The organism is Actinomycetospora rhizophila, assembly GCF_042657905.1.
Classification (GTDB): domain Bacteria; phylum Actinomycetota; class Actinomycetes; order Mycobacteriales; family Pseudonocardiaceae; genus Actinomycetospora; species Actinomycetospora rhizophila.
Genome location: NZ_JBHSKG010000010.1, coordinates 12,572 through 37,206 on the forward strand (window position 1 = coordinate 12,572; position 24,635 = coordinate 37,206).

General features: G+C 74.7%; 24 protein-coding genes. 9 read left to right on the forward strand and 15 right to left on the reverse strand.

Translation table 11 applies throughout. The annotated features are described in order from the left end of the window. The first annotated feature begins 41 nt into the window (after positions 1 to 41). Complete coding sequence (locus tag ACFPK1_RS18610) at positions 42 to 710, forward strand: TetR/AcrR family transcriptional regulator C-terminal domain-containing protein (RefSeq protein WP_378022435.1); 669 nt, start codon at positions 42 to 44, stop codon at positions 708 to 710. Between the two features lie 2 nt (positions 711 to 712). Here the strand turns inward: ACFPK1_RS18610 and ACFPK1_RS18615 are convergent, their stop codons facing one another. Continuing rightward, on the reverse strand, positions 713 to 973 hold the full coding sequence (locus tag ACFPK1_RS18615) for a hypothetical protein (RefSeq protein WP_378022436.1): 261 nt from the start codon (positions 971 to 973) through the stop codon (positions 713 to 715). A 131-nt stretch (positions 974 to 1,104) separates the two neighbouring features. Continuing rightward, on the reverse strand, positions 1,105 to 1,746 hold the full coding sequence (locus tag ACFPK1_RS18620; protein WP_378022437.1) for a TetR/AcrR family transcriptional regulator: 642 nt from the start codon (positions 1,744 to 1,746) through the stop codon (positions 1,105 to 1,107). Positions 1,747 to 1,845: 99 nt separating this feature from the next. On the opposite strand from ACFPK1_RS18620, the gene ACFPK1_RS18625 reads away from it, so the two are divergent. The 4 genes from ACFPK1_RS18625 to ACFPK1_RS18640 are packed head-to-tail and all read left to right on the forward strand — an operon-like array spanning position 1,846 to position 6,579. Beyond that, positions 1,846 to 2,634, forward strand: coding sequence for an enoyl-CoA hydratase/isomerase family protein (locus ACFPK1_RS18625; RefSeq protein WP_378022438.1), 789 nt, complete (start codon positions 1,846 to 1,848; stop codon positions 2,632 to 2,634). Between the two features lie 20 nt (positions 2,635 to 2,654). Further along, positions 2,655 to 3,893: a thiolase family protein gene (locus tag ACFPK1_RS18630; protein WP_378022439.1), complete on the forward strand. Its 1,239-nt coding sequence runs from the start codon at positions 2,655 to 2,657 to the stop codon at positions 3,891 to 3,893. Between the two features lie 7 nt (positions 3,894 to 3,900). After that, positions 3,901 to 5,013 (forward strand): NDMA-dependent alcohol dehydrogenase, encoded by a 1,113-nt coding sequence (locus ACFPK1_RS18635; protein ID WP_378022440.1) that lies wholly within the window; start codon positions 3,901 to 3,903, stop codon positions 5,011 to 5,013. 27 nt (positions 5,014 to 5,040) lie between these two features. Then, the gene (locus ACFPK1_RS18640) at positions 5,041 to 6,579 is read left to right on the forward strand and encodes a class I adenylate-forming enzyme family protein (RefSeq protein WP_378022441.1); all 1,539 of its coding nucleotides are present in this window, start codon (positions 5,041 to 5,043) and stop codon (positions 6,577 to 6,579) included. Positions 6,580 to 6,581: 2 nt separating this feature from the next. Here ACFPK1_RS18640 and ACFPK1_RS18645 read toward each other — a convergent pair whose 3' ends face one another. Next, the gene (locus tag ACFPK1_RS18645; protein WP_378022442.1) at positions 6,582 to 7,226 is read right to left on the reverse strand and encodes a TetR/AcrR family transcriptional regulator; all 645 of its coding nucleotides are present in this window, start codon (positions 7,224 to 7,226) and stop codon (positions 6,582 to 6,584) included. Between the two features lie 156 nt (positions 7,227 to 7,382). Between ACFPK1_RS18645 and ACFPK1_RS18650 the strand changes: the two genes are divergently transcribed. Both ACFPK1_RS18650 and ACFPK1_RS18655 read left to right on the forward strand, forming a co-directional pair. Next, the gene (locus ACFPK1_RS18650; protein ID WP_378022638.1) at positions 7,383 to 7,784 is read left to right on the forward strand and encodes a nitroreductase family deazaflavin-dependent oxidoreductase; all 402 of its coding nucleotides are present in this window, start codon (positions 7,383 to 7,385) and stop codon (positions 7,782 to 7,784) included. Positions 7,785 to 7,886: 102 nt separating this feature from the next. Further along, positions 7,887 to 9,110, forward strand: coding sequence for a saccharopine dehydrogenase family protein (locus tag ACFPK1_RS18655; protein WP_378022443.1), 1,224 nt, complete (start codon positions 7,887 to 7,889; stop codon positions 9,108 to 9,110). On the opposite strand, the gene ACFPK1_RS18660 is transcribed toward ACFPK1_RS18655, so the two are convergent. The 11 genes from ACFPK1_RS18660 to dxr all read right to left on the reverse strand — a co-directional run bounded on the left by ACFPK1_RS18660 (position 9,089) and on the right by dxr (position 20,812). After that, positions 9,089 to 10,645, reverse strand: a complete 1,557-nt coding sequence (locus tag ACFPK1_RS18660) for a cobyric acid synthase (protein WP_378022444.1) — start codon at positions 10,643 to 10,645, stop codon at positions 9,089 to 9,091. The two genes, ACFPK1_RS18655 and ACFPK1_RS18660, sit on opposite strands and share 22 nt — an antisense overlap. A gap of 41 nt (positions 10,646 to 10,686) precedes the next feature. Further along, the gene (locus ACFPK1_RS18665; protein WP_378022445.1) at positions 10,687 to 11,262 is read right to left on the reverse strand and encodes a pyridoxamine 5'-phosphate oxidase family protein; all 576 of its coding nucleotides are present in this window, start codon (positions 11,260 to 11,262) and stop codon (positions 10,687 to 10,689) included. Positions 11,263 to 11,285: 23 nt separating this feature from the next. Next, entirely contained in the window at positions 11,286 to 11,771 is a 486-nt protein-coding gene (locus ACFPK1_RS18670) for a hypothetical protein (RefSeq protein WP_378022446.1), read from the reverse strand. Between the two features lie 23 nt (positions 11,772 to 11,794). Then, positions 11,795 to 12,805 (reverse strand): dihydrofolate reductase family protein, encoded by a 1,011-nt coding sequence (locus tag ACFPK1_RS18675; RefSeq protein WP_378022447.1) that lies wholly within the window; start codon positions 12,803 to 12,805, stop codon positions 11,795 to 11,797. A 4-nt stretch (positions 12,806 to 12,809) separates the two neighbouring features. Next, on the reverse strand, positions 12,810 to 13,667 hold the full coding sequence (gene map / locus ACFPK1_RS18680; protein ID WP_378022448.1) for a type I methionyl aminopeptidase: 858 nt from the start codon (positions 13,665 to 13,667) through the stop codon (positions 12,810 to 12,812). Positions 13,668 to 13,716: 49 nt separating this feature from the next. Then, a complete protein-coding gene (locus tag ACFPK1_RS18685; RefSeq protein WP_378022449.1) occupies positions 13,717 to 14,091 on the reverse strand; it encodes a DUF3054 domain-containing protein in 375 nt (124 codons plus the stop codon). Beyond that, complete coding sequence (locus ACFPK1_RS18690; RefSeq protein WP_378022450.1) at positions 14,091 to 14,924, reverse strand: GNAT family N-acetyltransferase; 834 nt, start codon at positions 14,922 to 14,924, stop codon at positions 14,091 to 14,093. The genes ACFPK1_RS18685 and ACFPK1_RS18690 overlap by 1 nt, the downstream gene beginning before the upstream one ends. Positions 14,925 to 14,976: 52 nt before the next feature. Beyond that, the gene (locus ACFPK1_RS18695) at positions 14,977 to 16,980 is read right to left on the reverse strand and encodes a S9 family peptidase (RefSeq protein WP_378022451.1); all 2,004 of its coding nucleotides are present in this window, start codon (positions 16,978 to 16,980) and stop codon (positions 14,977 to 14,979) included. A 34-nt stretch (positions 16,981 to 17,014) separates the two neighbouring features. Next, on the reverse strand, positions 17,015 to 18,178 hold the full coding sequence (gene ispG, locus ACFPK1_RS18700) for a flavodoxin-dependent (E)-4-hydroxy-3-methylbut-2-enyl-diphosphate synthase (protein WP_378022452.1): 1,164 nt from the start codon (positions 18,176 to 18,178) through the stop codon (positions 17,015 to 17,017). Between the two features lie 89 nt (positions 18,179 to 18,267). Beyond that, a complete protein-coding gene (locus tag ACFPK1_RS18705) occupies positions 18,268 to 19,587 on the reverse strand; it encodes a M50 family metallopeptidase (protein ID WP_378022639.1) in 1,320 nt (439 codons plus the stop codon). Between the two features lie 55 nt (positions 19,588 to 19,642). Beyond that, on the reverse strand, positions 19,643 to 20,812 hold the full coding sequence (dxr, locus tag ACFPK1_RS18710; RefSeq protein WP_378022453.1) for a 1-deoxy-D-xylulose-5-phosphate reductoisomerase: 1,170 nt from the start codon (positions 20,810 to 20,812) through the stop codon (positions 19,643 to 19,645). Between the two features lie 91 nt (positions 20,813 to 20,903). Here dxr and ACFPK1_RS18715 point away from each other — a divergent pair, with 91 nt between their 5' ends. Continuing rightward, positions 20,904 to 21,209 (forward strand): DUF2631 domain-containing protein, encoded by a 306-nt coding sequence (locus ACFPK1_RS18715; protein WP_378022454.1) that lies wholly within the window; start codon positions 20,904 to 20,906, stop codon positions 21,207 to 21,209. Then, the gene (locus tag ACFPK1_RS18720; protein WP_378022455.1) at positions 21,206 to 23,191 is read left to right on the forward strand and encodes an APC family permease; all 1,986 of its coding nucleotides are present in this window, start codon (positions 21,206 to 21,208) and stop codon (positions 23,189 to 23,191) included. The genes ACFPK1_RS18715 and ACFPK1_RS18720 overlap by 4 nt, the downstream gene beginning before the upstream one ends. 13 nt (positions 23,192 to 23,204) lie before the next feature. Here the strand turns inward: ACFPK1_RS18720 and ACFPK1_RS18725 are convergent, their stop codons facing one another. After that, positions 23,205 to 24,587 (reverse strand): FAD-dependent oxidoreductase, encoded by a 1,383-nt coding sequence (locus ACFPK1_RS18725; protein ID WP_378022456.1) that lies wholly within the window; start codon positions 24,585 to 24,587, stop codon positions 23,205 to 23,207. Positions 24,588 to 24,635 lie beyond the last annotated feature (48 nt).

Below are 24,635 nucleotides of genomic sequence, written 5' to 3' on the forward strand. Positions count from 1 at the left end.
ACGCTACTCTGACAGCGTTAGAGACAGCAAGGGAGACCTGGATGGCCCTCACCCGCGACGACGTCGTGGACGCCGCGGTCGACCTGCTCGCCGAGGTCGGCCTCGAGGGCCTGTCCCTGCGCCGCCTCGCGCGCGAGCTGGGGGTGAGCGCGCCGACCCTGTACTGGCACGTCGCCGACAAGCGCACGCTGCTCGACCACGTCGCCGAGCGCCTGCTCGTCGACCAGTGGCAGGTGACGCCGCTGGCGCCGGGCGAGGACTGGGCGGACTGGCTGCGCGAGCGCGCAACGGCCCAGTACCGCGCGCTGATCGCCCACCGCGACGCCGCCCGGGTGCTCGCCGGCAACCGGCCGACCGAGGCGGCGATGCCGGCCGTCGAGGAGGTGCTGGGCACCCTCGTGGGCGCGGGCTTCACCCCGGCGCAGGCGTTCGCGTCCCTCCAGGCGGTGGGCAACCTCGTCATCGGCTCGGCGCTGGAGTACCAGGCGGAACGGGAGCGGGACGCCCTCGCCGAGCGATCCGGGGGGTCCGGGCGGTCCGGGCACGCCGGGCACGACCCCGCGCGCTTCCCGCACCACGCGGCGCTCGCCGCCCTGCTCGCCGACCGCCCGGAGCACGGCGCCGACCACGACGCGCTGTTCCGCCACGGCCTCGACCTCATGATCGCCGGCCTGCGGGTGCAGCTCGGGGCGACGGTGCGGAGCGGCTGAGCTCAGTCGCGCTTGCGGTGCTCCTCGCCGGGGATCGGGCGCGGGTCCTCCCGGGCCTCCTCGGCGTCGGCGCGCTCGGCCTCGGCGCGCTCCCGGCGCTCGGTGCCGGGCAGCGAGGTGTCGCGGTCGGCCTCGTGCGCGCGGCCGCGGCGCTCGGTGGCGGCCAGCGAGTCGTCGCGCTCCGCGGTCTCCTCGGCGGCGCGCTCGCGCGCGATGGCCTCGGGGATCGGCGGGGCCACGTGGTCCTGCTCGTTCTCGGGCATCTCTCGGGCCCCTCTCGACGTCGGCGTCGGCGTCACGTTCCGGCGCCTGACACGCGCCGTCAAGCACCCGGACGGTCCACCCGGCCACGATCACGTCCGCGACCGGCCCCGCACGGCCGCGACCGGCCCGCTCACCGCGTCTCGAGGCCGCCGAGGATCAGCTCGCAGAACTCCCGCCCGATCTCGTCGGCCGAGAGCCGACCCTCCGGACGGAACCAGCGGTACGCCGAGTTGACCATGCCGAAGATCGCGTACGTGGCGACCTTCGCGTCCAGGTCCGCCCGCACCGCGCCCGTGGCCTGAGCCTCGCGGATCCACCGCAGCACGGCGTCCTCGTGGCGCGTCCGTTCGGCGACGATCGTCCGCTGGCGCTCCTCGGAGAGCGAGCGCCACTCGGTGTAGAAGAGGCTCGACCGCGTCAGGTTGGTGGCGGTGTGCGCGGTCTCGGTCGCGATCAGTTCGCGCAGCTTGTCCAGCGGGGGCGCGTCCGAGGCCTCGATGCGGTCGAAGTACTCCCGCGTGTCGCGGTGGTACTGCTCGACGATCTCGTAGAGCAGGTCCTCCTTGCTGGAGATGTAGTAGTAGACGCTGCCCTTGAGCAGGCCGAGCTCGGCGCCGATCTCGGTCGTCGTCGTGGCCTCGTAGCCGCGCTCGAAGAACATCCGGGCCGCGGTGTCGAGCACCTGCTCCCGGCGCGCGGCCCGCCGGTCGGGACGCCCGGGCGAGCGCCGACGGGCGGGCGGGCGCGGCGCGTCCGGCTGCGCTGAGCTCACGGCACCTCCCTCTCCGACGCGCGCCGAGCCTATCGGCGTCGCCGGGCACCGCGGTGCACGCCTAGTTTTTCCACCCAGCGTTTGGTAGAAGTTATCCCCATGACCGACGACGCCCCCGTCCTCGTCGACCGCGGCCCCGGCCCGACGGTCACGCTGACGCTCGACCGCCCGGCGCGTCTGAACGCGATCGGCCCCGAGACGGTCGACGCCCTCGACGCCGCGCTCGACGACCTCGGCGACGCCCGGGTCCTGGTCATCACCGGGCACGGGCGGGCCTTCTCGGCAGGCGGCGACCTCGAGGCCGTCGCCGCCATGGCGCGCGAGCGGGGGCTCGACGACGGCGCCGGCACCGCGGCGTTCCACGCGGCGATCTCCGCGCTGCTGCGGCGCCTCGAGCTACTGCCGATCCCCGTGGTCGCGGCCGTCAACGGCATCGCCGTGGCCGGCGGGCTCGAGCTCGCGTGCGCCTGCGACGTGGTCCTCGCGGTCGAGTCGGCGGTGTTCGGCGACGGCCACGCGAACTACGGGCTGCTCCCGGCCGGTGGGGGCTCGGTACGCCTGCCGCGTCGCATCGGCACCAACCGCGCCAAGTACCTGATGTTCACCGGCGAGACCGTGCCCGCGGCGACCATGCGCGACTGGGGCCTGGTCGGCGAGGTCGTGCCGGACGAGGAGCTACCGGCGGCCACCGAGCGCCTGGTCGCGCGGCTGGCGTCGCGCAGCGCCGACGGGCTGCGGCGGATGAAGGAGCTCGTCGACGGCGGCCTCGAGACCGGGGTGGACGAAGCCCTGGCGCGCGAGCAGGCCGTCGCCGCCGACCACGCGTACGCACCCGACTACCGCGAGGGCCTCGCCGCGTTCCGCGACAAGCGCGCGCCCCGCTTCTGACCCCTCGAGAGGAGACGACCGTGACCGCACACATCGCCGGGGTGTCCATGACGCCCTTCCGCCGCCGCCCGGAGGCGACGGTCAAGCAGCTGACCGCCGAGGCCGTCGAGGACGCGCTGAAGGACGCCGGCCTCACGATCGACGACGTCGACGCCGTCGTCTTCACGACCACCATGCAGGGTGCCCTCGAGGGCCAGCACGCCGTCGCCGGGCAGATCGCGATGCGGTCGCTCGGGTTCCAGCGCGGCCCGGTGCTCAACGTCGAGAACGCCTGCGCCAGCGGTGACACCGCACTGCTGCTCGCCGACCAGCGCGTCCGCGCGGGCGACGCCGACGTCGTGCTGGCGGTCGGGGTCGAGCGGATGACCGTCGACAAGGCCGGCGCGCTCGCCTGGTTCCACGGTGCGTGGGACGTCCACGAGGCCGACGGGACCACCGCGGGCCTCCTCGCCCTGGGCGCCGACGTCCCGACCCCCGAGGGGGTCGAGGAGCCCGCGCCCGAGGCGAAGAGCCTGTTCATGGACGTCTACGCGTCCCTGACGAAGTTCCACATGCAGCGCTACGGGCTCACCGCCCGGCAGCTGGCCGCCGTCGCGGCCAAGGACCACCGGCACAGCGTCGCCAACACCCGGGCGCAGTACCGCCGGCCGTTCACCACCGACGAGGTGCTCGCGGCGCCCACGATCTCCTGGCCGATCACGCTGCCGATGTGCGCGCCGATGACCGACGGGGCGGCGGCCGCCGTCGTGTGCAGCGAGCCGGCCCGGCGGCGCCTCGCCGACCCGGGACGCGCGGTGCGGATCGCGGCCGTCGAGCTGGCCAGCGGCTCGGACCGCGCCCCCGAGGACCTCGACCACCACCTCTCGGTGCTCGCCTCCACCCGCGCCTACGAGCGCGCCGGGCTCGGGCCGGGCGACGTCGACGTGGCCGAGGTCCACGACGCCACGAGCTTCGGCGAGGTGCTGCAGACCGAGAACCTGGGGCTGGTGCCGCGCGGCGAGGGCGGCGCGGCCGCCGAACGCGGCGAGACGACCCTCGGCGGGCGGATCCCCGTGAACCCGTCGGGCGGCCTGGTCTCCAAGGGCCACCCCATCGCCGCGACCGGCCTGGCCAAGACCCACGAGCTGGTCACCCAGCTGCGCGGAGAGGCGGGCGAGCGCCAGGTCGGGGGCGCGCGCGTGTCGATCAGCCAGGGCGGCGGCGGCTTCCACGGCATCGAGGACGCCTCGACGTGCGTCACGATCCTGCGGCAGCGGTGACGCCTCGATGAGGACCACCGCCGCGGTGCTGCACGAGGTCGGGAAGCCCCTCGAGATCGAGGAGGTCGAGCTCGACGGGCCCGGCGAGGGCGAGGTGCTCCTCCGCTTCACCCACGCCGGGCTGTGCCACTCCGACCTGCACGTCGTCCAGGGCGACATCGCCGGCCGCCTGCCGATGGTGCTCGGGCACGAGGGGGCGGGCGTCGTCGAGGACGTCGGGCCCGGCGTCACCCGCGTCGCGCCCGGCGACCACGTCGTCTGCTCCTTCGTGCCGAGCTGCGGGGCCTGCCACTGGTGCGCCACCGGCCGGCAGGCCCTCTGCGACTGGGCCGCCGGCACGATGCGCGGCCCCCTGCCCGGCGACCACTGGGTGGTGCACGGCGAGCGCGGGCGCTACGGGGCGATGTGCATGCTCGGGACGTTCGCCGGCCACGGTGTCGTGCACCAGTACTCCTGCGTGCGCGTCGACCCCGACCTCCCGGGGGCCAGCGCCGCGCTCGTGGGCTGCGGGGTGCCGACCGGCTGGGGCGCGGCGGTCAACGCCGCCGACGTCCGCCCGGGCGACACCGTCGTCGTGTACGGGACCGGTGGGATCGGCGTCCACGCGGTGCAGGGCGCGCGGTTCGCCGGGGCGCGCCACGTGATCGCCGTCGACCCGGTGGCCCTCAAGCGCGACACCGCGCTCCGCCTGGGCGCCACCCACGCCGTGGCGGGCGCGGAGGAGGCCGAGCGCCTCGCCCACGAGCTGACGCGCGGCGTCGGCGCGACCGCCGCCGTGGTGACGGTCGGGACGATGCACGCGGAGGTCGTCGCGCAGGCGTTCGCGGCCGTCGGCAAGGCCGGCACGGTCGTCCTCGTCGCCATGGCGGGCTTCACCGACACCACGGTGGCCCTGCCGGGCACCGTCGCGACGCTCTGGAAGAAGACGATCAAGGGCAGCCTCTTCGGCGACTGCAACCCGACGACGGACATCCCCCGCCTGCTCGACCTCTACCGCTCGGGCGACCTGCGTCTCGACGAGGTCATCACCGCCACCTACGCCCTCTCCGACGTCAACGCGGGCTACGACGACCTGGTGGCCGGCCGCATCGTCCGGGGCGTCATCGCCCACCAGCACTGACCAGCCAGCACGGAACAGGAGACACCCGTGGACGTCCCCAGCCTCATGCGCCAGTCCGCGCGGTTCCACGCCGACCGCACCGCCCTCGTGACCCGCGACCGCACACTGACCTTCGCGCAGGCCTGGGACCGCGGTGTGCGCGTCGCCAACGGCCTGCGGGCGCTCGGCGTGCGCCCCGGCGACCGGGTGGCCGCGGTCGAGGACAACACCCTGGGCGCCGCCGACTTCTTCGTCGGCGCGGCCATCGCCGGCGCCGTGCGCGTGCCGCTCTACCCGCGCAACTCGCGCCGCTCGCACCAGGTGATGATCGACCAGACCGGTGCGGTGGTGGTCGTGGCGGAGGCCGCGTACGCCGACGCGGTCAAGGGCCTCGAGGACGAGTGCCCCGCGCTGCGCCACGTCGTGGTGCGCGACGAGACCTACGAGACGTGGCTCGCCGCGCAGGACGGCACCGATCCCGAGGTCGAGGTCGGGCCCGACGACTGGTACATCATCCGGCACTCGTCGGGCACCACGGGCCGACCCAAGGGCGTCGGCTACACCCAGCACGACTGGCTCGTGAACTGCCGCAACTGGTACTACCGCCTGCCCAACCTCGGCTGGGACTCCGTCGTCGGGCACGCCGCCCCGATCTCCCACGCCGCGGGCTACCTCTTCCTGCCCGCCTGGCTCGCCGGTGCGGTCAACCTGCTCTACGGCCCGTTCGACGTGCCCACGGTGCTCGAGATGTCCGAGCGTCACCGGGTGACGCACACCTTCGCGGCGCCCTCGATGCTCGCGGGTCTGGCCGCCGACCCGTCCGCCGCGCAGCGGGACTGGTCGGCACTGCGCTGCATCCTCGTCGGCGGGGCGCCGATCACCGACGCGACCGTCCACGCGGGCCGGCGGGTGTTCGGCGACGTCCTGCACCAGGTGTTCGGGCAGACCGAGGCCATCCCGCTGACGATCCTCACCCCCGAGGAGTGGTTCGCCGACGTCCCGGGCTCGACGCCGATGCGCTCGGCCGGGCGGGTGCTGCCGTTCTGCCACCTGGAGATCCGCGGACCGGACGGCGAGGTGCTCCCGGCCGGGGCCGAGGGCGAGATCTGGACGCGGGTCGAGTCCCAGATGCGCGGCTACTGGGGCGACCCGGAGCGGACCGCCGAGCGCCTCGTGGACGGGTGGGTGCGCACCGGCGACATCGGCAGGCTCGACGCGAACGGCTACCTCTACGTGCTCGACCGGGTCGACGACATGATCGTCTCGGGCGGCTTCAACATCTGGCCCGCCGAGCTGGAGACGATCATCGCCGACCATCCCGAGGTCCGCGCGGTCGCGGTGTTCGGCGTCCCGCACGCGAAGTGGGGCGAGAGTCCCGTGGCCGTGTGTGTCACCGCCCCGGGTGCCCGCCTCACCGAGCAGGAGGTCATCGACCTCGTCGCCACCCGGCTGGGCAGCTACCAGAAGCCGTCGGCGGTCCGGCTGACGACCGAGCCGCTCCCGGTGTCGGTGACCGGCAAGGTGCAGCGCAAGGTCCTGCGCGACCCGTACTGGGAGGGGCACGACAGTCGGGTCGGCGGCGCCTGATCTCAGAGGCCCACCGACGCCGCGGCGGCGTCGGCGACCGCGTCGAAGTACGCGTCCCGGTCGACGACGACGTTCTCGTACTGCCCGAACAGCTCGAACCCGACCGTGCCGTAGAGCTGGGTCCACGCGACGACGGCGGGGACGGCGAGGGCGGGCGGCACGCCGGGCAGGACGTCCGGTCGCAGGACCTCGGGCCAGCCGGTGGCCGCCCCGGGGTCGCCGTGCTCGACGACGATCGCGGCCAGCACGAGGCCGACGCGCCCGGCCGCCGGGATCGTCTCGGCCGGCGCGGCGTAGCCCGGCACCGGCGAGCCGTAGATCAGCGCGTACTCGGCGGGGTGCTCGAGCGCCCAGGTGCGCACCGCCCGCCACACCGCGCGCCACTGCACGCGCGGCGACGCCCCCGGGTCGCGCGCGGCCTCGGCCCGCTCCCCCACCGCGTCGTAGGCCTCGATGATCAAGCGGGTCAGCAGGTCGTCCCGGCTGGCGACGTACCGGTACACCGCGGAGGACACCATGCCGACCTCGCGCGCCACCGACCGCAGCGAGAGCGCGGCCGCGCCCTGCTCGGCGAGCTGGCGGCGCGCCTCGTCGAGGATCGCGCGGCTGGTCTCGGCGCGCGCCCGCGCGCGGGCTCCGGGGGGCATGGCGGGCATCGTGCCACAAGACGAGAGCAGTGCTCTTGACGCGGAGCCGGAACGGGGGAACACTCGTCCCCGAACGAGAGCACTGCTCTCGAAATCGACGAGGAGGACACCGTGACCACCCACTACCAGGCCCCCGGCCGACTGACCCGCCGCGTGATGAACCCGATCGTCGCCGGCCTGACCCGCCTGGGCGTGCCGCTCGCCGGCTCCGCGGTCCTCGGCGTCCGCGGCCGCACGAGCGGCGAGGTGCGCACCACCCCGGTCAACCCGCTGACCTTCGAAGGACGCCGCTACCTCGTCGCCGCGCGCGGCCACACGCAGTGGGTCCGCAACCTGCGCGTGGCCGGCGAGGCGGAGCTGACCGTCGGGCGGCACACCGAGACCGTCCGCGCCGTCGAGCTCGCCGACGCCGAGAAGGTGCCGGTCCTGCGCGCCTATCTGCGCGCCTGGGCCTGGGAGGTCGGCGCGTTCTTCGAGGGCGTCGGGGCGGACGCGGGCGACGAGGAGCTCGCGGCCATCGCCGACCGCCACCCGGTCTTCGCGATCACGAGCGCGTGAGCGCGCCGGGGCGCGGTTACTGGCTGGTATCGCTCTCCTGGCGAGTGATACCAGCCAGTAACCACCGACTCGCCCCGACCGCCGGGCCAGTATCGTGCGGCCATGTCCGGTGATCGTGAGCACGAGCTGGTCCTGTTCGGCGCGACGAGCTTCGTCGGGGAGCTGACGGCCGCCTACCTCGCCCGCAGCGCTCCCGCCGGCACGCGGATCGCGCTGGCCGGGCGCTCGCGGGAGCGCCTGGAGAAGGTCCGCGACCGGCTGCCCGCCCCGGGCGGCGACTGGCCGCTCGTCGTGGCCGACACCGGCGACACCGCCGCGCTCGCCCGGATGGCCGCCTCCACCGACGCGCTCGCGACGACCGTCGGCCCCTACGCCCGCTACGGCATGCCCGTGGTCGAGGCGTGCGCCACGGCCGGCACCCACTACGCCGACCTGACCGGCGAGGTCCAGTTCGCCCGCGAGGCCATCGACCGCTTCGACGCGACGGCGCGCGCGAGCGGGGCGCGGATCGTGCACTCGTGCGGCTACGACTCGATCCCCTCCGACCTCGCCGTCCTGCTGCTGCACAGCCGCGTGCAGGCCGACGGGGAGGGCGAGCTCGCCGACGTCACCGCCGTCGCCCGCATGCGCGGGGGCGTCTCCGGCGGCACGATCGACTCGATGCGCGGGCTCGCCGACGCCGCGAAGGCCGACCGCTCGGTCATGAAGCTCATGCGCGACCCGTTCGGCCTCTCCCCCGAGCGCGACGCCGAGCCCGACACCCGCCAGCCCAGCGACAACCCGACCCCGCACCGGGTCGACGGCCGCTGGGTCGCGCCGTTCGTCATGGCCTCGTACAACACCCGGATCGTGCGGCGGTCCAACGCGATCGCGGGCTACGCCTACGGCAAGGGCCTGCGCTACGGCGAGGTCATGGGCGTCGGCAGCGGGCCCGTGGGCGCCGTGGCGGCGGGGGCGGTCACCGCCGGGCTCGGCGCGATGCTCGCCGGATTCGCGACCCCGGGTGTGCGCCAGGCGTTCGACCGCGTCCTGCCCAAGCCCGGCGAGGGCCCCGGCGAGAAGACGCGCGAGAACGGCTGGTTCCGCCACGACGTCGACGCGACGACCTCCACCGGGGCCCGCTACACCGCGCGCGTCTCGGGCTCGGGCGACCCGGGCTACGCCGCGACCGCGGTGATGTTCGGCGAGAGCGCGCTGTGCCTCGCCCTCGACGGCGACCGCCTGCCCGAGCGCGCCGGCTCGCTCACCCCCGCCACGGCCATGGGCCCGGCGCTGATCGAGCGGCTGCGCACCGCCGGGCACGTCTACGACGTGGCGCGCGCCTGACTCGTCGTCGTCCGGATGGCCGGGAGGTCTCCCGGCGCGCCGCCGGTGATCAACCGCTCCAGCGCGTCGGTGTCGAGGTTCTTCTCGACGAGGTCACCGAGCAGGTCGAGCTGGGCGGCACGCACGGCGGCGTAGGACACCTCGGGCGCGGCGACGAACTCCCGGCCCGCGGCCGCGGCGGCGCGGATGAGCAGGCGCCGGCGCAGGGCGTCGTTCTCGAGCAGCCCGTGGGCGTGGGTGCCCAGCACGTGCCCGGCGTCGACGCCCTCGGGCGTCCCGTCGGCGAGCGTCACCAGCGGGGGCGCACCAGATCGTCCGACACCGCCGCGCAGCTCGCGGCCGTGGTGGATCTCGTAGAACGCCACCGGCTCGCCCAGCGCGGTGCCGGTCGGGGTGCCGAGGTGCTTGGCGACGTCGAAGGTCACCTCGACGTCGAGCAGCCCCAGCCCGTCGACCGTGCCGGGCGCGGCCTCGACGCCGTGCGGGTCGTGGATGCGCCGGCCCAGCATCTGGTAGCCGCCGCAGACGCCGAGCACGGGCTTCCCCGCGCGGGCGTGCGCCGCCACCGCGTCGGCCAGCCCGGAGGCGCGCAGCCAGGCGAGGTCGGCGACGGTCGTCTTCGAGCCGGGCAGGACGACGAGGTCGGCGTCGGCGAGGCGCGAGGGCTCGGTGACCCACCGGACGGCCACCCCGGGCTCGCAGCTCAGGGCGTCGACGTCGGTGCCGTTGGAGACGCGCGGCAGGCGCACGACGGCGACCCGCAGCCAGTCCCGCCCGTGCGGCGCGGCCGGGCGGCCGACCACGCCGTCGGCCACGTGGCCCAGCGAGTCCTCGGCGTCGAGCCACAGCTCGGGGCTCCACGGCAGCACCCCGAGCGTCGGGCGGCCCGTGAGTGCGCGCAGCTGGTCGAGGCCGGGGGCGAGCAGGGCGGGGTCGCCGCGGAACTTGTTGACGATCCAGCCCGCGACCAGCGCCTGGTCGGCCGGCTCGAGGACGGCGAGCGTGCCGAACAGGTGCGCGAGCACGCCGCCGCGGTCGATGTCGCCGACGACGACCACGGGCAGGTCCGCGGCGCGCGCGAGGCCCATGTTGGCGATGTCGGTGGCCCGCAGGTTGATCTCCGCGGGCGACCCGGCGCCCTCGCAGACCACGACGTCGTGGGCGGCGCGCAGCTCGGCGAGGGTGTCGACGACGACCTCGAGCAGCGCCGCCTTGCGCTCGCGGTAGCTCGCGGCCGACACCGTCCCGTCGACGACGCCGCGCACCACGACCTGGGAGCTGCGGTCGCTGCCCGGTTTGAGCAGCACGGGGTTGAACAGCACGCTCGGGGCGAGCCCGCACGCCGCGGCCTGCAGGGCCTGCGCGCGCCCGATCTCGCCGCCGTCGGCGGTAACGACGCTGTTGTTCGACATGTTCTGCGCCTTGAACGGCGCCACGTCGACGCCGCGGCGGTGCAGCCAGCGGCAGATTCCGGCGACCAGGACGCTCTTGCCCGCGTCCGACGTCGTGCCGGCGACGAGCAGCGCACCCCTCACCGGTCCGCCCGTCACCAGTCCGCCCGTCACCAGTCCGCCCGTCACCAGTCCGGCAGCCCGGCGAGCCCCGGCAGGCCGTCGAGCGAGTGCTGGTTCTTCTCGGCGCGGTACCCGCGCAGCCACTCCGGGCTGCGCCGCTGCGCCCAGGAGTCGAGCAGCTCGCGGTCGCCCTCGAGCGCCATGCGCGGCACGGCGTACCCGCACGCGTCGGCGACGCGGGTGACGTCGACGGTGACGACGCCGCGGGCCTCGGTGCGCCGGGACGCGAGCCCCATCGCGAACGGCTCGAGCGCGGCGTCGAACCCCGGCTCGCCGTGGGTCACCACCCGCCCGCGGCCGTGCAGGCGCACGACGTTCGGCGTGCCGTCGAACGAGCAGAACATGACGCAGACGCGGCCGTTCTCGCGCAGGTGGGCGATCGTCTCCACCCCGCTCGCGGTCATGTCGACGTAGGCGAACGTGTGGTCGTCGAGCACCCCGAACGTGCCGCGCAGGCCCTTCGGTGAGACGTTGACCAGCCCGTCGCCCGACAGCGGCGCGGTGCCCACGAAGAACACCGGCTGCTCGCCGATCCAGCGCGCCAGGCGGGGCTCGATGCGCTCGTAGACCTTCGCCACGCCGCGCAGTCTCGCAGCCGTGCTCAGGCGACGCCCAGCGCTGGCCCGATCTCCAGGTCCAGCAGCACCCCGCGGTCGCGGGTGTCGTCCACCGTCTTCGGGATCGCCGAGAGGTCCCGCGCGGCCAGCGCCACCACCCGGCGCCCAGGCGAGTCCTCGCGCACGGTCTCGGTGAGCAGCCGCACGCGGTGGATGCGCCCGGTGGTCTCGAGGCCGTCGAGCGGGTCGACCACCAGCTCGCCGCGCAGGCGGACGGGGCCTTCGACCGCGTGCGGCGCGTCCCAGACGGCCCGGAAACCGTCGCCGGTGAGCTCGACGGCGTGCTCCCCCCGCGGGACGGCGTGCGCGTCCACCACGTCGGACCAGCCGGCGGGGCGCGGGAGCCGGTCGGCCCCGGCGGTGTGCTCGACGAACCGCAGCCGCCAGGTGCGGATCTGGCGGATCGAGGCGAGCGGGCAGGCGCGGGCCCGGATCACCGCGGCGGGCAGCAGGATCGGCAGGGAGCGCACGTCCCCACGATGGAGGACGGGACTCAGCGGTGCCGGTTGGGCCGCCGCGCGAGCTCGGCGAACCCGGGGCACTCGACGACCTCCACCCCCGCGGCCTCCAGGCGGGCGGCCCCGGACGGCGTCCCGACGAACAGCGGCGGCTCCCGCCAGGCCATGACGACCCGGCCGATGCCGGCGTCGAGGATGTGCTGGGCGCAGGTGACCGACCGCGACGCGCGCTGCCCGCAGGGCTCGAGCGAGGTGTAGATCGTCGCGCCGGCCAGCCGCGGGTCGTCGCGGTCGACGTCGCGCAGGGCGACCTCCTCGGCGTGGTCGAGGACGTCGTCGCGGCGGCTGTGCCCGGTCGCGAGCACCGTGCCGTCGGCGGCCACGACCACGCAGCCCACCGAGAACGCCGACGGCGAGGGCGGGCAGCGCTCGGCGAGCGAGCAGGCCTCCCCCAGCCACCGGGCGTCGGCGTCGCCGAAGCGGTAGCGCAGCAGCACGTCGGGGCCGACGGTGCGGGTCTCGACCAGGTGCGCCTGCTCGGGCGCCCCGGTGAAGCGCGGGCCGGCGCCGACCAGCCGCGGGGCGACCGCCAGCTGCAGCTCGTCGACCACCCCGGCGCCGAGGAACTCCCGGTGCACGCCCGCCCCGCCCTCGACCATCAGCCGCACGACGCCGTGGCCCGCGAGCTGGTCGAGCACCTCGTGCGGGGTGCCGGCGAGCACCACGGTGTCGGCGACGTCGCGGCCCTCGGTGAGCACGCGCGCGCCCGGGTCGACGGCGTGCGAGGAGAGCACCACGCGCAGCGGCGAGGGCCCGAGGCCGCGGGCGACCCGGTCGGCGCGGCGGTCGGCCGAGCGCACGAGCAGGCGGGGGTCGTCGGCGCGCACGGTGCCGGCGCCGACGAGGATCGCGTCCACCCCGGCGCGCTCGGCGTCGACGCGGTCGAGGTCGGCGTTCCCGGAGAGCACGAGCCGCCGCGGCGACGCGTCGTCGAGGAAACCGTCGATCGACACCGCCGCCGAGGCGAGCACGTGCGGGCGCTTCATCCGCTCACGGCAGTGTGAGGATCTCGCTGCCGGTGTCGGTGACGAGGATCGTGTGCTCGAACTGGGCGGTGTGCGACTTGTCCTTCGTGGTCACCGTCCACCCGTCGTCCCACACGTCGTAGTCGATCGTGCCGCGGGTGATCATCGGCTCGATCGTGAAGGTCATGCCGGGCTCGAGCATCTCGTGGCGCGTCGGGTCGTCGTAGTGCACGACGACCAGCCCGGAGTGGAACGCCCGCCCGATGCCGTGGCCGGTGAAGTCGCGCACGACGCCGTACCCGAAGCGGTTGGCGTACGACTCGATGACCCGCCCGACGACGTTGAGCTCGCGCCCGGGCTTCACCGCCCTGATCGCCCGCATCGTCGCCTCGCGGGTGCGCTCGACGAGCAGGCGGTCCTCCTCGTCGACGTCGCCGGCGAGGAACGTCGCGTTGGTGTCGCCGTGGACGCCACCGATGAAGGCGGTGACGTCGATGTTGACGATGTCCCCGTCCTCGATGACCGTCGAGTCCGGGATGCCGTGGCAGATGACCTCGTTGATCGACGTGCAGCACGACTTGGGGAAGCCGCGGTACCCGAGCGTCGAGGGGTAGGCGTCGTGGTCGACGAGGAACTCGTGCACCACGCGGTCGACGTCGTCGGTGGTGGCGCCCGGCTTCACGGCCTCGCCGCCGGCCCGCAGGGCCTGCGCGCCGATCCGCGACGCCACCCGCATCGCCTCGATGATCTCGGGCGTCTGCACCCAGGGGTCGGTGCTGCGGGCGGGCGCGGGCCTGCCCACGTAGTCGGGGCGGGGGATGTGCGGCGGCACCGGGCGCAGCGGTGTCTGCTCCCCGGGCCGCAGCGGAGCGCGAACCGGCATGGCCCCAGCGTAGGCGTCCCGGTGGCCGGGGCGCCGCGCGCGTGACCGGTCAGGCGCGGCGGGCGCGCACGTGGCCCACGAGGTGCACGGCGCCGCGCCAGCCGAGCACCAGCACGCCGAGGGACACCGTCGCCACGATCGCGAACGAGAGCGGCAGGCGGCCGGTGAGCGCGGCGCGCAGCACCAGGCCGACGACCACGGCGCCCGCCCACACCGCGAGCCCCGAGCGCCACGCCAGGGGGTCGCGCCACGTCCGCCCGGCGAGCGCGCCGACCGCAGCGCCCGCGAGGAACGGCGCGGCGGTGAGCAGCGTGCCGGCGAGGTCCTCCGCGTGGCTCGTGCGCCCCGCGGCGGCGAACGCGAGGACGGCGACGGCGTCGAGGGCGAGCCAGGCGGCCGTCCGGCGGGTCGCGGTCGTGAGCATCAGAAGAGCACCGTCGCGAACGACCCGACCTGCTCGAACCCGATGCGCTCGTAGGCGCGCCGGGCCGGGGTGTTGAACGCGTTGACATACAGGCTCGCGACGCGGCGGGCCCGCACGAGGTGCGCCACGACGGCCGCGGTGCCCGACTGGCCGAGCCCGCGGCCGCGCCATTCGGGGTGCACCCAGACGCCCTGGATCTGCCCCACCCGCGCGGACAGCGCGCCGATCTCGGCCTTGAACACGACCTCGCCCTGCTCGAAGCGCACGAAGGCCCGCCCGGCGCCGATCAGCTCGGCGACCCGGGCGCGGTAGCCCGCTCCCCCGTCGCCGAGGCGCGGGTCGACCCCGACCTCCTCGAGGAACATCGCGATCGCCGCGGGCAGGTAGCGCTCCAGCTCGTCGGGGCGGGTCTGGCGCACGGCGGGGTCGGGCTCGATCGCCGGCGCGGCCGCGGTGGCCATCAGCGGCTGGTCGGCGCGGACCTCGCGGGCGGCGTCCCAGTACTCGCTGAGCTCCTCCCACAGCGGCAGCACCAGCTCGCGGCGCCCGACGAGCGACGAGCAGTTGCGGCGCTGGCGGCGGGCCCGCTCGGCGAAGTGGCGCACCTCGGTGCGGTCGCCGCGCAGGGGCACGAGGTTGGCGCCGGAGAAGCACAGGCCGTCGAGCCGGCCCCCGACGCCCCAGAGCTCGCCGCCCAGACGCCAGGGCTCGACCCCGACGGTCTCGACCCGGGACGCCACCATGCAGGTGGCGACGGGGTCGGCGTCGAGGGCGCTTCGCACCTTCGACCGGTCCCGGTCGTCGAGCAGCCGCGCACCGGCGGTACGGAGCACCCTGTCAGCCTGCCATGTCGCGGTGCGGAACTCCCAGCGGAGTCGCGTGTCTCTACACGAGCGCCGGACGCTCGTACGGCCGGCCCAGGACGTGGTGGTCGAGGAACGCCCACACCGTCCGGTACCAGAGCGCGGCGTCGCCCGGCTGGAGCACCCAGTGGTTCTCGTCGGGGAAGTAGAGGAACTGGGACGCGACGCCGCTGCGCTGCAGGTCGTACCAGAGCCGCAGGCCCTCGGAGATCGGGACGCGGTAGTCCTTGTCGCCGTGGATCACCAGCGTCGGCGTGGTGATCGCCTTGATGTGCCGGTGCGGCGAGTGGGCGTCGTAGCGGTCGCGCTCGTCGAGCGGGTCGCCCCACTCGCGGCGCCAGTGGAAGGACGCGTCGGTGGTGCCGACGAAGCCGTCGAGGTGCCAGATGCTGGCGTGGGTGACGATCGCGGCGAAGCGGTCGGTGTGCCCGGCGATCCAGTTGGCCATGTAGCCGCCGAACGAGCCGCCCATCGCCGCCACGCGCGTCGCGTCGACGTCGTCGCGCCGGAGCGCCGCGTCGGTCGCGGTCATGAGGTCGGTGTAGGGCAGGTCGCCCCACGCCCCGGTGGCCGGGTCGAGGAACGTCTGGCCGTAGCCGGTGGACAGGCGCGGGTCGGGCAGCAGCACCGCCCAGCCCCGTGCGGCCATCAGCCACGGGTTCCAGCGCCACGACCACGCGTTCCAGCTCGACAGCGGCCCGCCGTGGATCCACAGCAGCAGCGGCGCCGGCGAGGAGGCCGACGCGCCCCCGGGCAGCACCAGCCAGGAGCGCAGCGCCGTGCCGTCGGCGGCGGTGGCGTGCACCTCGGTGAGCGTTCCCGGCAGCGGGTCGAGCACGGTGACCCCGCGCAGCGCGGCCGGCTCCTGGTCGGGGCGGTCGGGGTCGAGGCGCACCGGCGTCGGCGGCGCGTCGACCGCGGAGCGCAGCGCGTAGAGCGCCGACCCGTCGGGGGCGGCCACGACGTCGGTGTAGGCGCCGGAGGCGGTCAGGCGCGTGACGGACCCGTCGGTGATCGACACCCGCAGCACCGGCCCGTGCCCGCGCTCGTCGACCACGACGTACACGACGTCGCCCGTCGGTGCCCCGGTGACGCCGCGGACCTGCCACTGCTCCGCGGGGAGCACGTCGCGCTCGCTGCCGTCGACCAGGGACCGGGCGCGCAGCGTGTGCGCCATCCCGCGACCCGGGCGCGGGTGACGCTCGCGCACCCACAGCAGCCAGCGGCCGTCGGGGGTGATCGTCGGCGCCTCGTGGTCGGCGCCGGGCTCGTCGCCGACCACGACCGTGCCGTCCTCGGTGTGCAGCTCCAGGCGGCGCCGCCACGACGCGGGGTCGGCGGGGTCGGGGACGTCGACGACCACCGCGACCGTCCGCCCGTCCGGGCTGATCGCGCTGCCGCCGAGGCGCTCGCCGGCGCCCGGGGCGACGTGCTCGGGCTCGCCGTAGCCGGCGTCGGGGTCACCCGCATCGGGCGGCGCGCAGCGCTGCAGGTGGGCGCGGCCGGGCCCGAGGTCGTGGTCCCAGAACCGCACCGGGAACTCGGTGTGCAGGCGCGCCGACACCCCGGCGCTCTCGCGGGCCTCGCGCTGCTCCTGCGCGTCGCCCTCCACCGGCTTCGGCGTGACGAGGGTGATGGTGCCGGCGTCGCGGGCGACGACGAACCCGCTGACCCCGCCCGGGCGCTCGGCCACCGGGCGCGCCTCCCCGCCCGCGGCGGGCAGCAGCCACAGCGCGGTGCGCTCCTCGTCGGGCTTCTCGGCGGCGGGGTCGGCGCGCCGCGAGGTGAACAGCAGGTCGCCGGCCGGGGTGAACGCGGCCGACGACTCGCCGGTCGACGAGCGCGTCAGCCGCCGCGGCGCGCGCTGCCCACCCGGGTCGATCTCCCACAGCGCGGTGGCGTACTTCTTCCCGTCGGCCGCGAGCTCCGAGACCGTCGTGACGAGCCGCGCGCCGTCCGGGGACAGCGCGAGGCCGGCGCAGCGGCGGGTGGCGGCGAAGGCGTCGAGATCGTCGAACGTGCTCACGCGCCCATCCGACCACGCGACGGCGGGCGGCGCCTCAGCCGACGGTCACCGTCGGGGCGCCGCCGGCCGTGCCGCCCGCGAGCTCCTCCTCGCCGGCCTCCTCGGCGAGGCGCAGGGCCTCCTCGATGAGGGTCTCGACGATCTGGGCCTCGGGGACGGTCTTGATGACCTCGCCCTTGACGAAGATCTGGCCCTTGCCGTTGCCCGAGGCCACGCCCAGGTCGGCGTCGCGGGCCTCGCCGGGGCCGTTGACGACGCAGCCCATCACCGCGACGCGCAGCGGCACCTCCATGCCCTCGAGGCCGGCGGTGACCTCGTCGGCGAGCTTGTAGACGTCCACCTGCGCGCGCCCGCAGGACGGGCAGGAGACGATCTCGAGCTTGCGGGGGCGCAGGTTCAGCGACTCGAGGATCGAGAGGCCCACGCGGACCTCCTCGATCGGCGGCGCCGACAGCGAGACGCGGATGGTGTCGCCGATGCCCCGGCTCAGGAGCGCCCCGAACGCGGTGGCGCTCTTGATGGTGCCCTGGAACGTCGGCCCGGCCTCGGTGACGCCGAGGTGCAGCGGGTAGTCGCACTGCTCCGCGAGCAGCTCGTAGGCGCGCACCATCGTCACCGGGTCGTGGTGCTTCACCGAGATCTTGATGTCGTGGAAGTCGTGCTCGGCGAAGAGCGAGGCCTCCCACAGCGCCGACTCGACCAGCGCCTCGGGCGTGGCCTTGCCGTGCTTCGCCATGATCCCGGGCTCGAGCGAGCCGGCGTTGACGCCGATGCGGATCGGGGTGCCCGCGGCCTTCGCCGCGGCGGCGATCTCGCCGACCTTGTCGTCGAACTTCTTGATGTTGCCGGGGTTCACGCGCACCGCGGCGCAGCCGGCGTCGATCGCGGCGAACACGTACTTCGGCTGGAAGTGGATGTCGGCGATCACCGGGATGTTCGACTTCTTCGCGATCGCCGGCAGCGCGGCGGCGTCGTCGGCGCTGGGCACCGCGACGCGCACGATGTCGCAGCCCGCCGCCGTGAGCTCGGCGATCTGCTGCAGCGTCGCGTTGACGTCGCTGGTCAGCGTGGTGGTCATCGACTGCACCGACACCGGGTGGTCGCTGCCCACACCGACGCCGCCGACGTCCAGCTGGCGGGTCTTGCGGCGCGGCGCGAGCACCGGCGGTGCTTCGGGCAGACCGAGGTCGACGGTCATCTCACTCCTCGACATGGGAGACGACGTGGATTCGTCACCACCCAGTCTGCCCCAGTGCCACCGACCGCGCCGGTGGCGCCGACCACCCCTTACAGGGGCAGCTGGATCGGGTTGACGATGTCCGCCACGATCACGAGCGCCCCGTAGGCCATGATCAGCACGGCGAAGCCGACGCCGATGGGCATGAGGCGCGCCAGGTCGACCGGCCCGGGGTCGGGCCGGCCCCGCAGGCGCGCGATCCGCTTCTTGATCGCCTCCCACACCGCGGGCAGCACGTGGCCCCCGTCCAGCGGGAGGATCGGCAGCAGGTTGAGCAGGAACAGCGAGAGGTTCACGGCGGCGAGCAGGTTGAGGAAGATCGCCACCTCCTCGAGGATCGCCTGGTCCCGCTCGAGCACCTGGCCGCCGAGCACCGAGACGCCGACGACGCTGACCGGGCCCTCGACGTCGCGCTGCTCGCCGAGGAACACCGCGCCGATGAGCCCCGGCACCTTCTCGGGCAGCCGCGCGACCGCCTCCACGGTGCGCCCCAGCAGCACCCCGCCGGCCGTGACGACCGCGCCGGCGTCCTGGCGCACCAGCGGGCTGGTCGGCTCGATGCCGAGGAACGAGGCGGTGACGTAGCGCCGCTCGTCCGGGGGCGCCCCCTCCGGCGGCGGGCTCAGGTCGGCGACCTGGTTGTCGATGAGGGTCGGCGTCAGCGTGAGCTGCTGCGTGCCCGTCGGGGTGGGGCGCTCGACGACGACCGGCACCGTGCCCCGCGCGCTGCGGATGGCGTTCATGAGCGGCGACCACTCGGTGTACGGGCGCCCGTCGAAGCTCACGATCCGGTCGCCGGGCCGGAACCCGGCCTGGGCGGCGGGGGTCAGCGGGGCACCGGGCGGGCACTGCGTGGTCTGCGCCTGCGAGGCCGGCAGCACGCACTGGCTGACCGTCTTGACCACCGGCGTCGGGGTCGGCACCCCGATCGCCATCAGCACGATCGCGAAGAGCGCGATCGCCAGGATCAGGTTCATGAACGGACCCGCCAGCATGACGATGATCCGCTTCCACGGCTTGCGGGTCCAGAACTGGCGGTCCTCGTCGCCGGGCTCGAAGTCGCGCACCGAGTCGGCGCGGACGTCGTCGACCATGCCCTGGAACGGGCCGGAGCGGCGGCTGCGCCCGATGAGCTCGCCGCGCGCCGGCGGCACCATCCCGATCATGCGGATGTAGCCGCCGAGCGGGATCGCCTTGAACCCGAAGCGCGTCTCGCCCTTCTTGACCGACAGCACGGTCGGCCCGAACCCGACCATGAACTCGGGCACGCGGATGCCGAAGCGCCGCGCCGCGGTGTAGTGGCCGAGCTCGTGCCAGGCGATGGAGAGCAGCAGCCCCAGCGCGAAGAGCACGATCCCCAGGACGAGCATCACGGCGTGACACGGTAGTCCGGCGGGCGGTGTGCCCTGCGTGGGGTGGGCGTCCTCAGCCGACGGGCGCGGCGAGCAGCGTGCCCGCCCGGCGGCGCGCCCACGCCTCGGCGGCGTGCACGTCCTCGACGTCACGCGGGTCGCGCGCCCACCCCCCCGCGTCGTCCAGGACGGCGGCGAGGGTCTCGTCGATCCCGGTCCAGGCGCAGCGCCCGGCGAGGAACGCGGCGACGGCCTCCTCGTTCGCCGCGTTGTAGACCGCGGGCAGGCAGCCGCCGGCCGACCCCGCCGCCCGCGCGAGCCCCAGCGCCGGGAACGCCTCGGTGTCGACGGGCTCGAAGGTCCAGCTGGCCGGGTCGGCGAAGGTCTCGGGGCGGCTCGCGCCGGCCAGCCGCTGCGGCCAGGCCAGCGCCAGGGCGATCGGCATGTGCATGTCGGGCGGGCTGACCTGCGCGATCGTGGCGCCGTCCACGAAGGTCACCATCGAGTGGATCATCGACTGGGGGTGCACGACGACGTCGATGCGCTCGTAGGGGATGCCGAACAGCAGGTGCGCCTCGATCAGCTCGAGCCCCTTGTTGACCAGCGTCGAGGAGTTCAGCGTCACCACCGGCCCCATCGCCCACGTCGGGTGCGCGAGGGCCTGCTCGACCGTGACGCCGGCGAGCTCGGCGCGGGGACGCCCGCGGAACGGGCCGCCGGACGCGGTGAGCACCAGGCGCGAGACCTCCTCGGGCAGGCCGCCGCGCAGGCTCTGCGCGAGCGCCGAGTGCTCCGAGTCGACCGGGACGATCTGGCCGGGCCGCGCCGCGCGGGTCACCAGGGGGCCGCCCGCGACCAGCGACTCCTTGTTGGCCAGCGCGAGGGTGGCGCCGGCGGCGAGCGCGGCCAGGGTCGGCGCGAGGCCCCGCGAGCCGTCCATGGCGTTGAGCACCACGTCCGCGTCCGCCGCGGCGAGCTCGGCGGCGGCCCCGGGGCCGGCGAGGACCTCGACCCCGGTCCGCTCGCGCAGGTCCGGCGCGGCGGCGGGGTCGGCGACCGCGAGCGTCGGCACGCCGAACTCGGCGGCCTGCGCGGCCAGCAGGTCGGGGCGCCCGCCGCCGGCCGCGAGGCCCGTGACGACGAAGCGGTCGGGGTGGGCGCGGACGATGTCGAGGGCCTGGGTGCCGATCGAGCCGGTGGAGCCCAGGAGGACGATCCGGCGCGGCCCGGGGGGTGTGCTCATCGCGGTTCATCATCACGGGCGCGCGCGGCGCGCGACAGGTGGGCGCGCGGTAGGTTGAGCGCGCCCGCACGAGCGATCCCCAGGAGTCTTCGTGGTCTCGAACAGCCCGGCCCGTCAGCACCAGGGCGGCGGCGATGTCGCGCACCGTGACGACGCCGCCGTGGTCGTCAACGGCGTCTCCTCCGACGACGAGCCCTCGGTGGAGTGGGGCTGGCACGGGCACTACCCGAAGGTCGCGCGCCTGTCGGGCTTCCTCGTCGCCGCCATCATGCTGATCATGCTGTGGGGCAACCACGAGGGCCGCCAGGAGGAGATCTGGCTCGTGGTCCTGGCGGTCGGCTTCTTCGCGCTGTCGCTCGGCGCGATCATCCGGTCTCGGACGTCCTGGCGGCGGTGAGCGCCCCGCCGGCCCCGCCGGCCGGCTCCACCGAGCGACGGGAACGGTCCTCCGCCCTGCGCCGGTGGCTCCTCGAGGGCCTCGTCGACCGCGGCTCGCAGTACTCGGGGCCCCACGCCCGCCCCGCGCCGGAGCACCAGGGCAAGCCGTGGTGGCGCGTCATGTGCCTCACCGGCGTCGACTACTTCTCCACGCTGGGCTACCAGCCCGCGGTCGCGGTCGTCGCCGCCGGGCTGATCTCGCCGATCGCCACGCTCGTCCTCGTCGTCCTGACCCTCGCCGGCGCCCTGCCGATCTACCGGCGCGTGGCGCGCGAGAGCCCCCACGGCGAGGGCTCGGTGGCGATGCTCGAGAAGCTGCTGTCGTACTGGTGGTCCAAGCTGCTGGTGCTCGTGCTCCTGGGCTTCGCGGTCACCGACTTCCTCATCACGATCACGCTCTCCACCGCCGACGCGACCGCGCACGTCGTCGAGAACCCGCTGGTCGGCGGGGCGCTGCACGGCTGGGAGGTGCCGCTCACCTGCGGGCTGGTGATCCTGCTGGGCGTCGTGTTCCTGCTCGGCTTCGCCGAGGCCATCGGCATCGCGGTCGTCGTCGTGGCCACGTTCCTGCTGCTCAACCTCGTGGTGGTCGTCGGCGGGCTCTACCGCGTGTTCACCGAGCCGACGCGCATCGTCGACTGGACCGACGCGCTGTTCACCCAGCACGGCAACCCGCTGGTCATCGTGGCGATCGCCCTGGTCGTGTTCCCCAAGCTCGCGCTGGGCCTGTCGGGCTTCGAGACCGGCGTGGCCGTCATGCCGCTGGTGCGGGGCGCGCCGGGCGACACCGAGAAGAACCCGGCCGGGCGCATCGCGGGGGCGCGCAAGCTCCTCACCACCGCCGCGCTGATCATGAGCGGCTTCCTCGTCACCTCGAGCTTCGTGACGACGCTGCTCATCCCGCTCGAGCAGTTCGGTCCGGACGGCCAGGCGAACGGGCGTGCGCTGGCCTACCTGGCGCACGAGCAGTTCGGCGAGATCGCCGGCACCGTCTACGACCTCTCGACGATCACGATCCTGTGGTTCGCGGGGGCGTCGGCGATGGCGGGCCTGCTCAACCTGGTGCCGCGCTACCTGCCCCGCTACGGCATGGCGCCGAACTGGGCGCGCGCGGTGCGGCCGATGGTGCTGGTGTTCACCGCGCTCGGCATCCTCATCACGATCATCTTCGACGCCAGCGTCGACGCGCAGAGCGGCGCCTACGCCACCGGCGTGCTCGTGCTCATCACGTCGGCGTCGATCTCGGTGACGCTCTCGGCCCGGGCCAAGGGGCAGAAGCGCGCGACGGTCGGGTTCGGGATCATCGCCGTGGTCTTCGTCTACACGACGATCGCGAACATGATCGAGCGCCCGGAGGGCCTCAAGATCGGCCTGCTGTTCGTGGCCGCCATCTTCGTGGTCTCGTTCGCGTCGCGGGCGCTGCGCAGCACCGAGCTGCGGATCACCGCCGTGCACCTCGACAAGACCGCGCGGCGCATCGTCCGCGAGGCCACCGCGCAGGACCCGCACGCGACGATCCGCCTGGTCGCCAACGAGCCGGACCGCCGCGACAAGCGCGAGTACGAGGAGAAGGACCTCGAGGAGCGCTACGACCACCACATCCCGTCCGCCGACGTCGTGGTGTTCGTGGAGATCACGGTGGACGACCCCTCGAACTTCGAGTCCGAGCTGCACGTGCTGGGCGAGGAGCGACACGGCTACCGCGTGCTGCGCGCCCGCAGCTCGACAGTGCCCAACGCCATCGCCGCGCTGCTGCTGCACCTGCGCGACGTCACCGGCGTGGTGCCCCACGTCTACTTCGAGTGGGACGAGGGCAGCCCGGCGACCAACCTCGCGCGCTACCTGCTCTTCGGCGTCGGCGAGGTGGCGCCGGTGACCCGCGAGGTGCTGCGCGAGGCCGAGCCCGACCGCACCCGCCGCCCGGCCGTCCACGTGGGCTGATGGGCTCCGCCCATCACACCGGGGACGCCGGGATCTCGCCCTGGACCTCCTTGGCGGCCTTGCGCGCGGCGACGAGGACCGCGTCCCACACCGGCGAGAACGGCGGCGCGTAGGACAGGTCCATGAACGTCATCTCCTCGACGGTCATGCCGTTCCAGATCGCCGTGGCGAAGACGTCGATGCGCTTGCCCGAGCCCTGCCGCCCGACGATCTGCGCGCCCAGCAGGCGGCCGGTGCGCTGCTCGGCGAGCACCTTGACCGTCATCATCTCCGCGCCCGGCCAGTAGCCCGCGGTCGTCGTCGACTCGACGCTGGTGGCGACGTAGCCGAAGCCGGCGGCGGCGGCCTCGCGCTCGGTCAGGCCGCTACGCCCGATCTCGAGGTCGCAGACCTTGCTGATCGCCGTGCCGATCACGCCCGGGAAGGCGCCGTAGCCGCCGGCGATGTTGGTGCCGATGATCCGCCCGTGCTTGTTGGCGTGGGTGCCCAGCGCGATGTGCACGCCCGCGCCGGAGAGCCGGTGCCGGACCTCGACGCAGTCACCGCCGGCCCACACCCCCGGCGCGGCCTGCATCCGCACGTCGGTGACGATCCCGCCCGAGGGCCCGATGGTCAGCCCGGCGTCGGCGGCGAGCGCGGCGTTCGGCTTCACCCCGAGGCCCATGATGACGATGTCGGCGGGCAGCACCGTGTCGCCCGCGCGCACCGCGGTGACCCGTCCGTCCTCGCCGACGTCGAAGCCGTCGGCGGACGTCCCGGTGATCACCGTGATGCCCATGCCCTCCATGGCCTCGCGGATCAGCGCGCCCATGTCCGGGTCGACCTGCGTGAACGGCTCGGGGGCGTGCTCGACGACCGTGGTCTCGATGCCCCGGACGACCATGGCCTCGGCCATCTCGACACCGATGTAGCCGGCGCCCACCACGACGGCGCGGCGCCGGTCGCCGTCGGCGAGGTCCTTGACGATCTCCTCGCCCTGCTCGAGCGACTGCACCCCGAAGATGCCCTGCGCGTCCGCACCCTCCAGCGGCGGCACGGTCGGGACGGCGCCGGTCGCGATGACGAGCTCGTCGAAGCCCAGCTCGTAGGTGTCGCCGTCGTCGACCCCGCGGACGCTCACCGTCCGCTTCTCGAGGTCGATCGCGGTCGCCTCGGTGCGCATCCGCACGTCGATGCCGGCCTCGCGGTGCTCGCCGGGCGAGCGGGCGATGAGCTGGTCGCGGTCGGGCACGTGCCCGGAGATCCAGTACGGGATGCCGCACGCCGAGTACGACGTGTAGTGCCCGCGTTCGAGGACGACGACCTCGAGCTCGCCGTCGCCGGCGTGGCGCAGGGCGGTCGACGCGGCCGACATGCCGGTGGCGTCGCCCCCGAGGACGACCATCCGCTTGCTCATGGGGCTCCGTTTCGCAGGGGACCGACCGCGGCGGAAGGGTAGGTTCCC

Coding starts and splice junctions, on each gene's coding strand:
- ACFPK1_RS18610 (WP_378022435.1), top strand. CDS start 42: ATGGCCCTCACCCGCGACGACGTCGTGGACGCCGCGGTCGACCTGCTC.
- ACFPK1_RS18615 (WP_378022436.1), bottom strand. CDS start 973: ATGCCCGAGAACGAGCAGGACCACGTGGCCCCGCCGATCCCCGAGGCC.
- ACFPK1_RS18625 (WP_378022438.1), top strand. CDS start 1,846: ATGACCGACGACGCCCCCGTCCTCGTCGACCGCGGCCCCGGCCCGACG.
- ACFPK1_RS18635 (WP_378022440.1), top strand. CDS start 3,901: ATGAGGACCACCGCCGCGGTGCTGCACGAGGTCGGGAAGCCCCTCGAG.
- ACFPK1_RS18645 (WP_378022442.1), bottom strand. CDS start 7,226: ATGCCCCCCGGAGCCCGCGCGCGGGCGCGCGCCGAGACCAGCCGCGCG.
- ACFPK1_RS18650 (WP_378022638.1), top strand. CDS start 7,383: ATGAACCCGATCGTCGCCGGCCTGACCCGCCTGGGCGTGCCGCTCGCC.
- ACFPK1_RS18655 (WP_378022443.1), top strand. CDS start 7,887: ATGTCCGGTGATCGTGAGCACGAGCTGGTCCTGTTCGGCGCGACGAGC.
- ACFPK1_RS18675 (WP_378022447.1), bottom strand. CDS start 12,805: ATGAAGCGCCCGCACGTGCTCGCCTCGGCGGCGGTGTCGATCGACGGT.
- map (WP_378022448.1), bottom strand. CDS start 13,667: ATGCCGGTTCGCGCTCCGCTGCGGCCCGGGGAGCAGACACCGCTGCGC.
- ACFPK1_RS18685 (WP_378022449.1), bottom strand. CDS start 14,091: ATGCTCACGACCGCGACCCGCCGGACGGCCGCCTGGCTCGCCCTCGAC.
- ispG (WP_378022452.1), bottom strand. CDS start 18,178: ATGACCGTCGACCTCGGTCTGCCCGAAGCACCGCCGGTGCTCGCGCCG.
- ACFPK1_RS18705 (WP_378022639.1), bottom strand. CDS start 19,587: ATGCTCGTCCTGGGGATCGTGCTCTTCGCGCTGGGGCTGCTGCTCTCC.
- dxr (WP_378022453.1), bottom strand. CDS start 20,812: ATGAGCACACCCCCCGGGCCGCGCCGGATCGTCCTCCTGGGCTCCACC.
- ACFPK1_RS18725 (WP_378022456.1), bottom strand. CDS start 24,587: ATGAGCAAGCGGATGGTCGTCCTCGGGGGCGACGCCACCGGCATGTCG.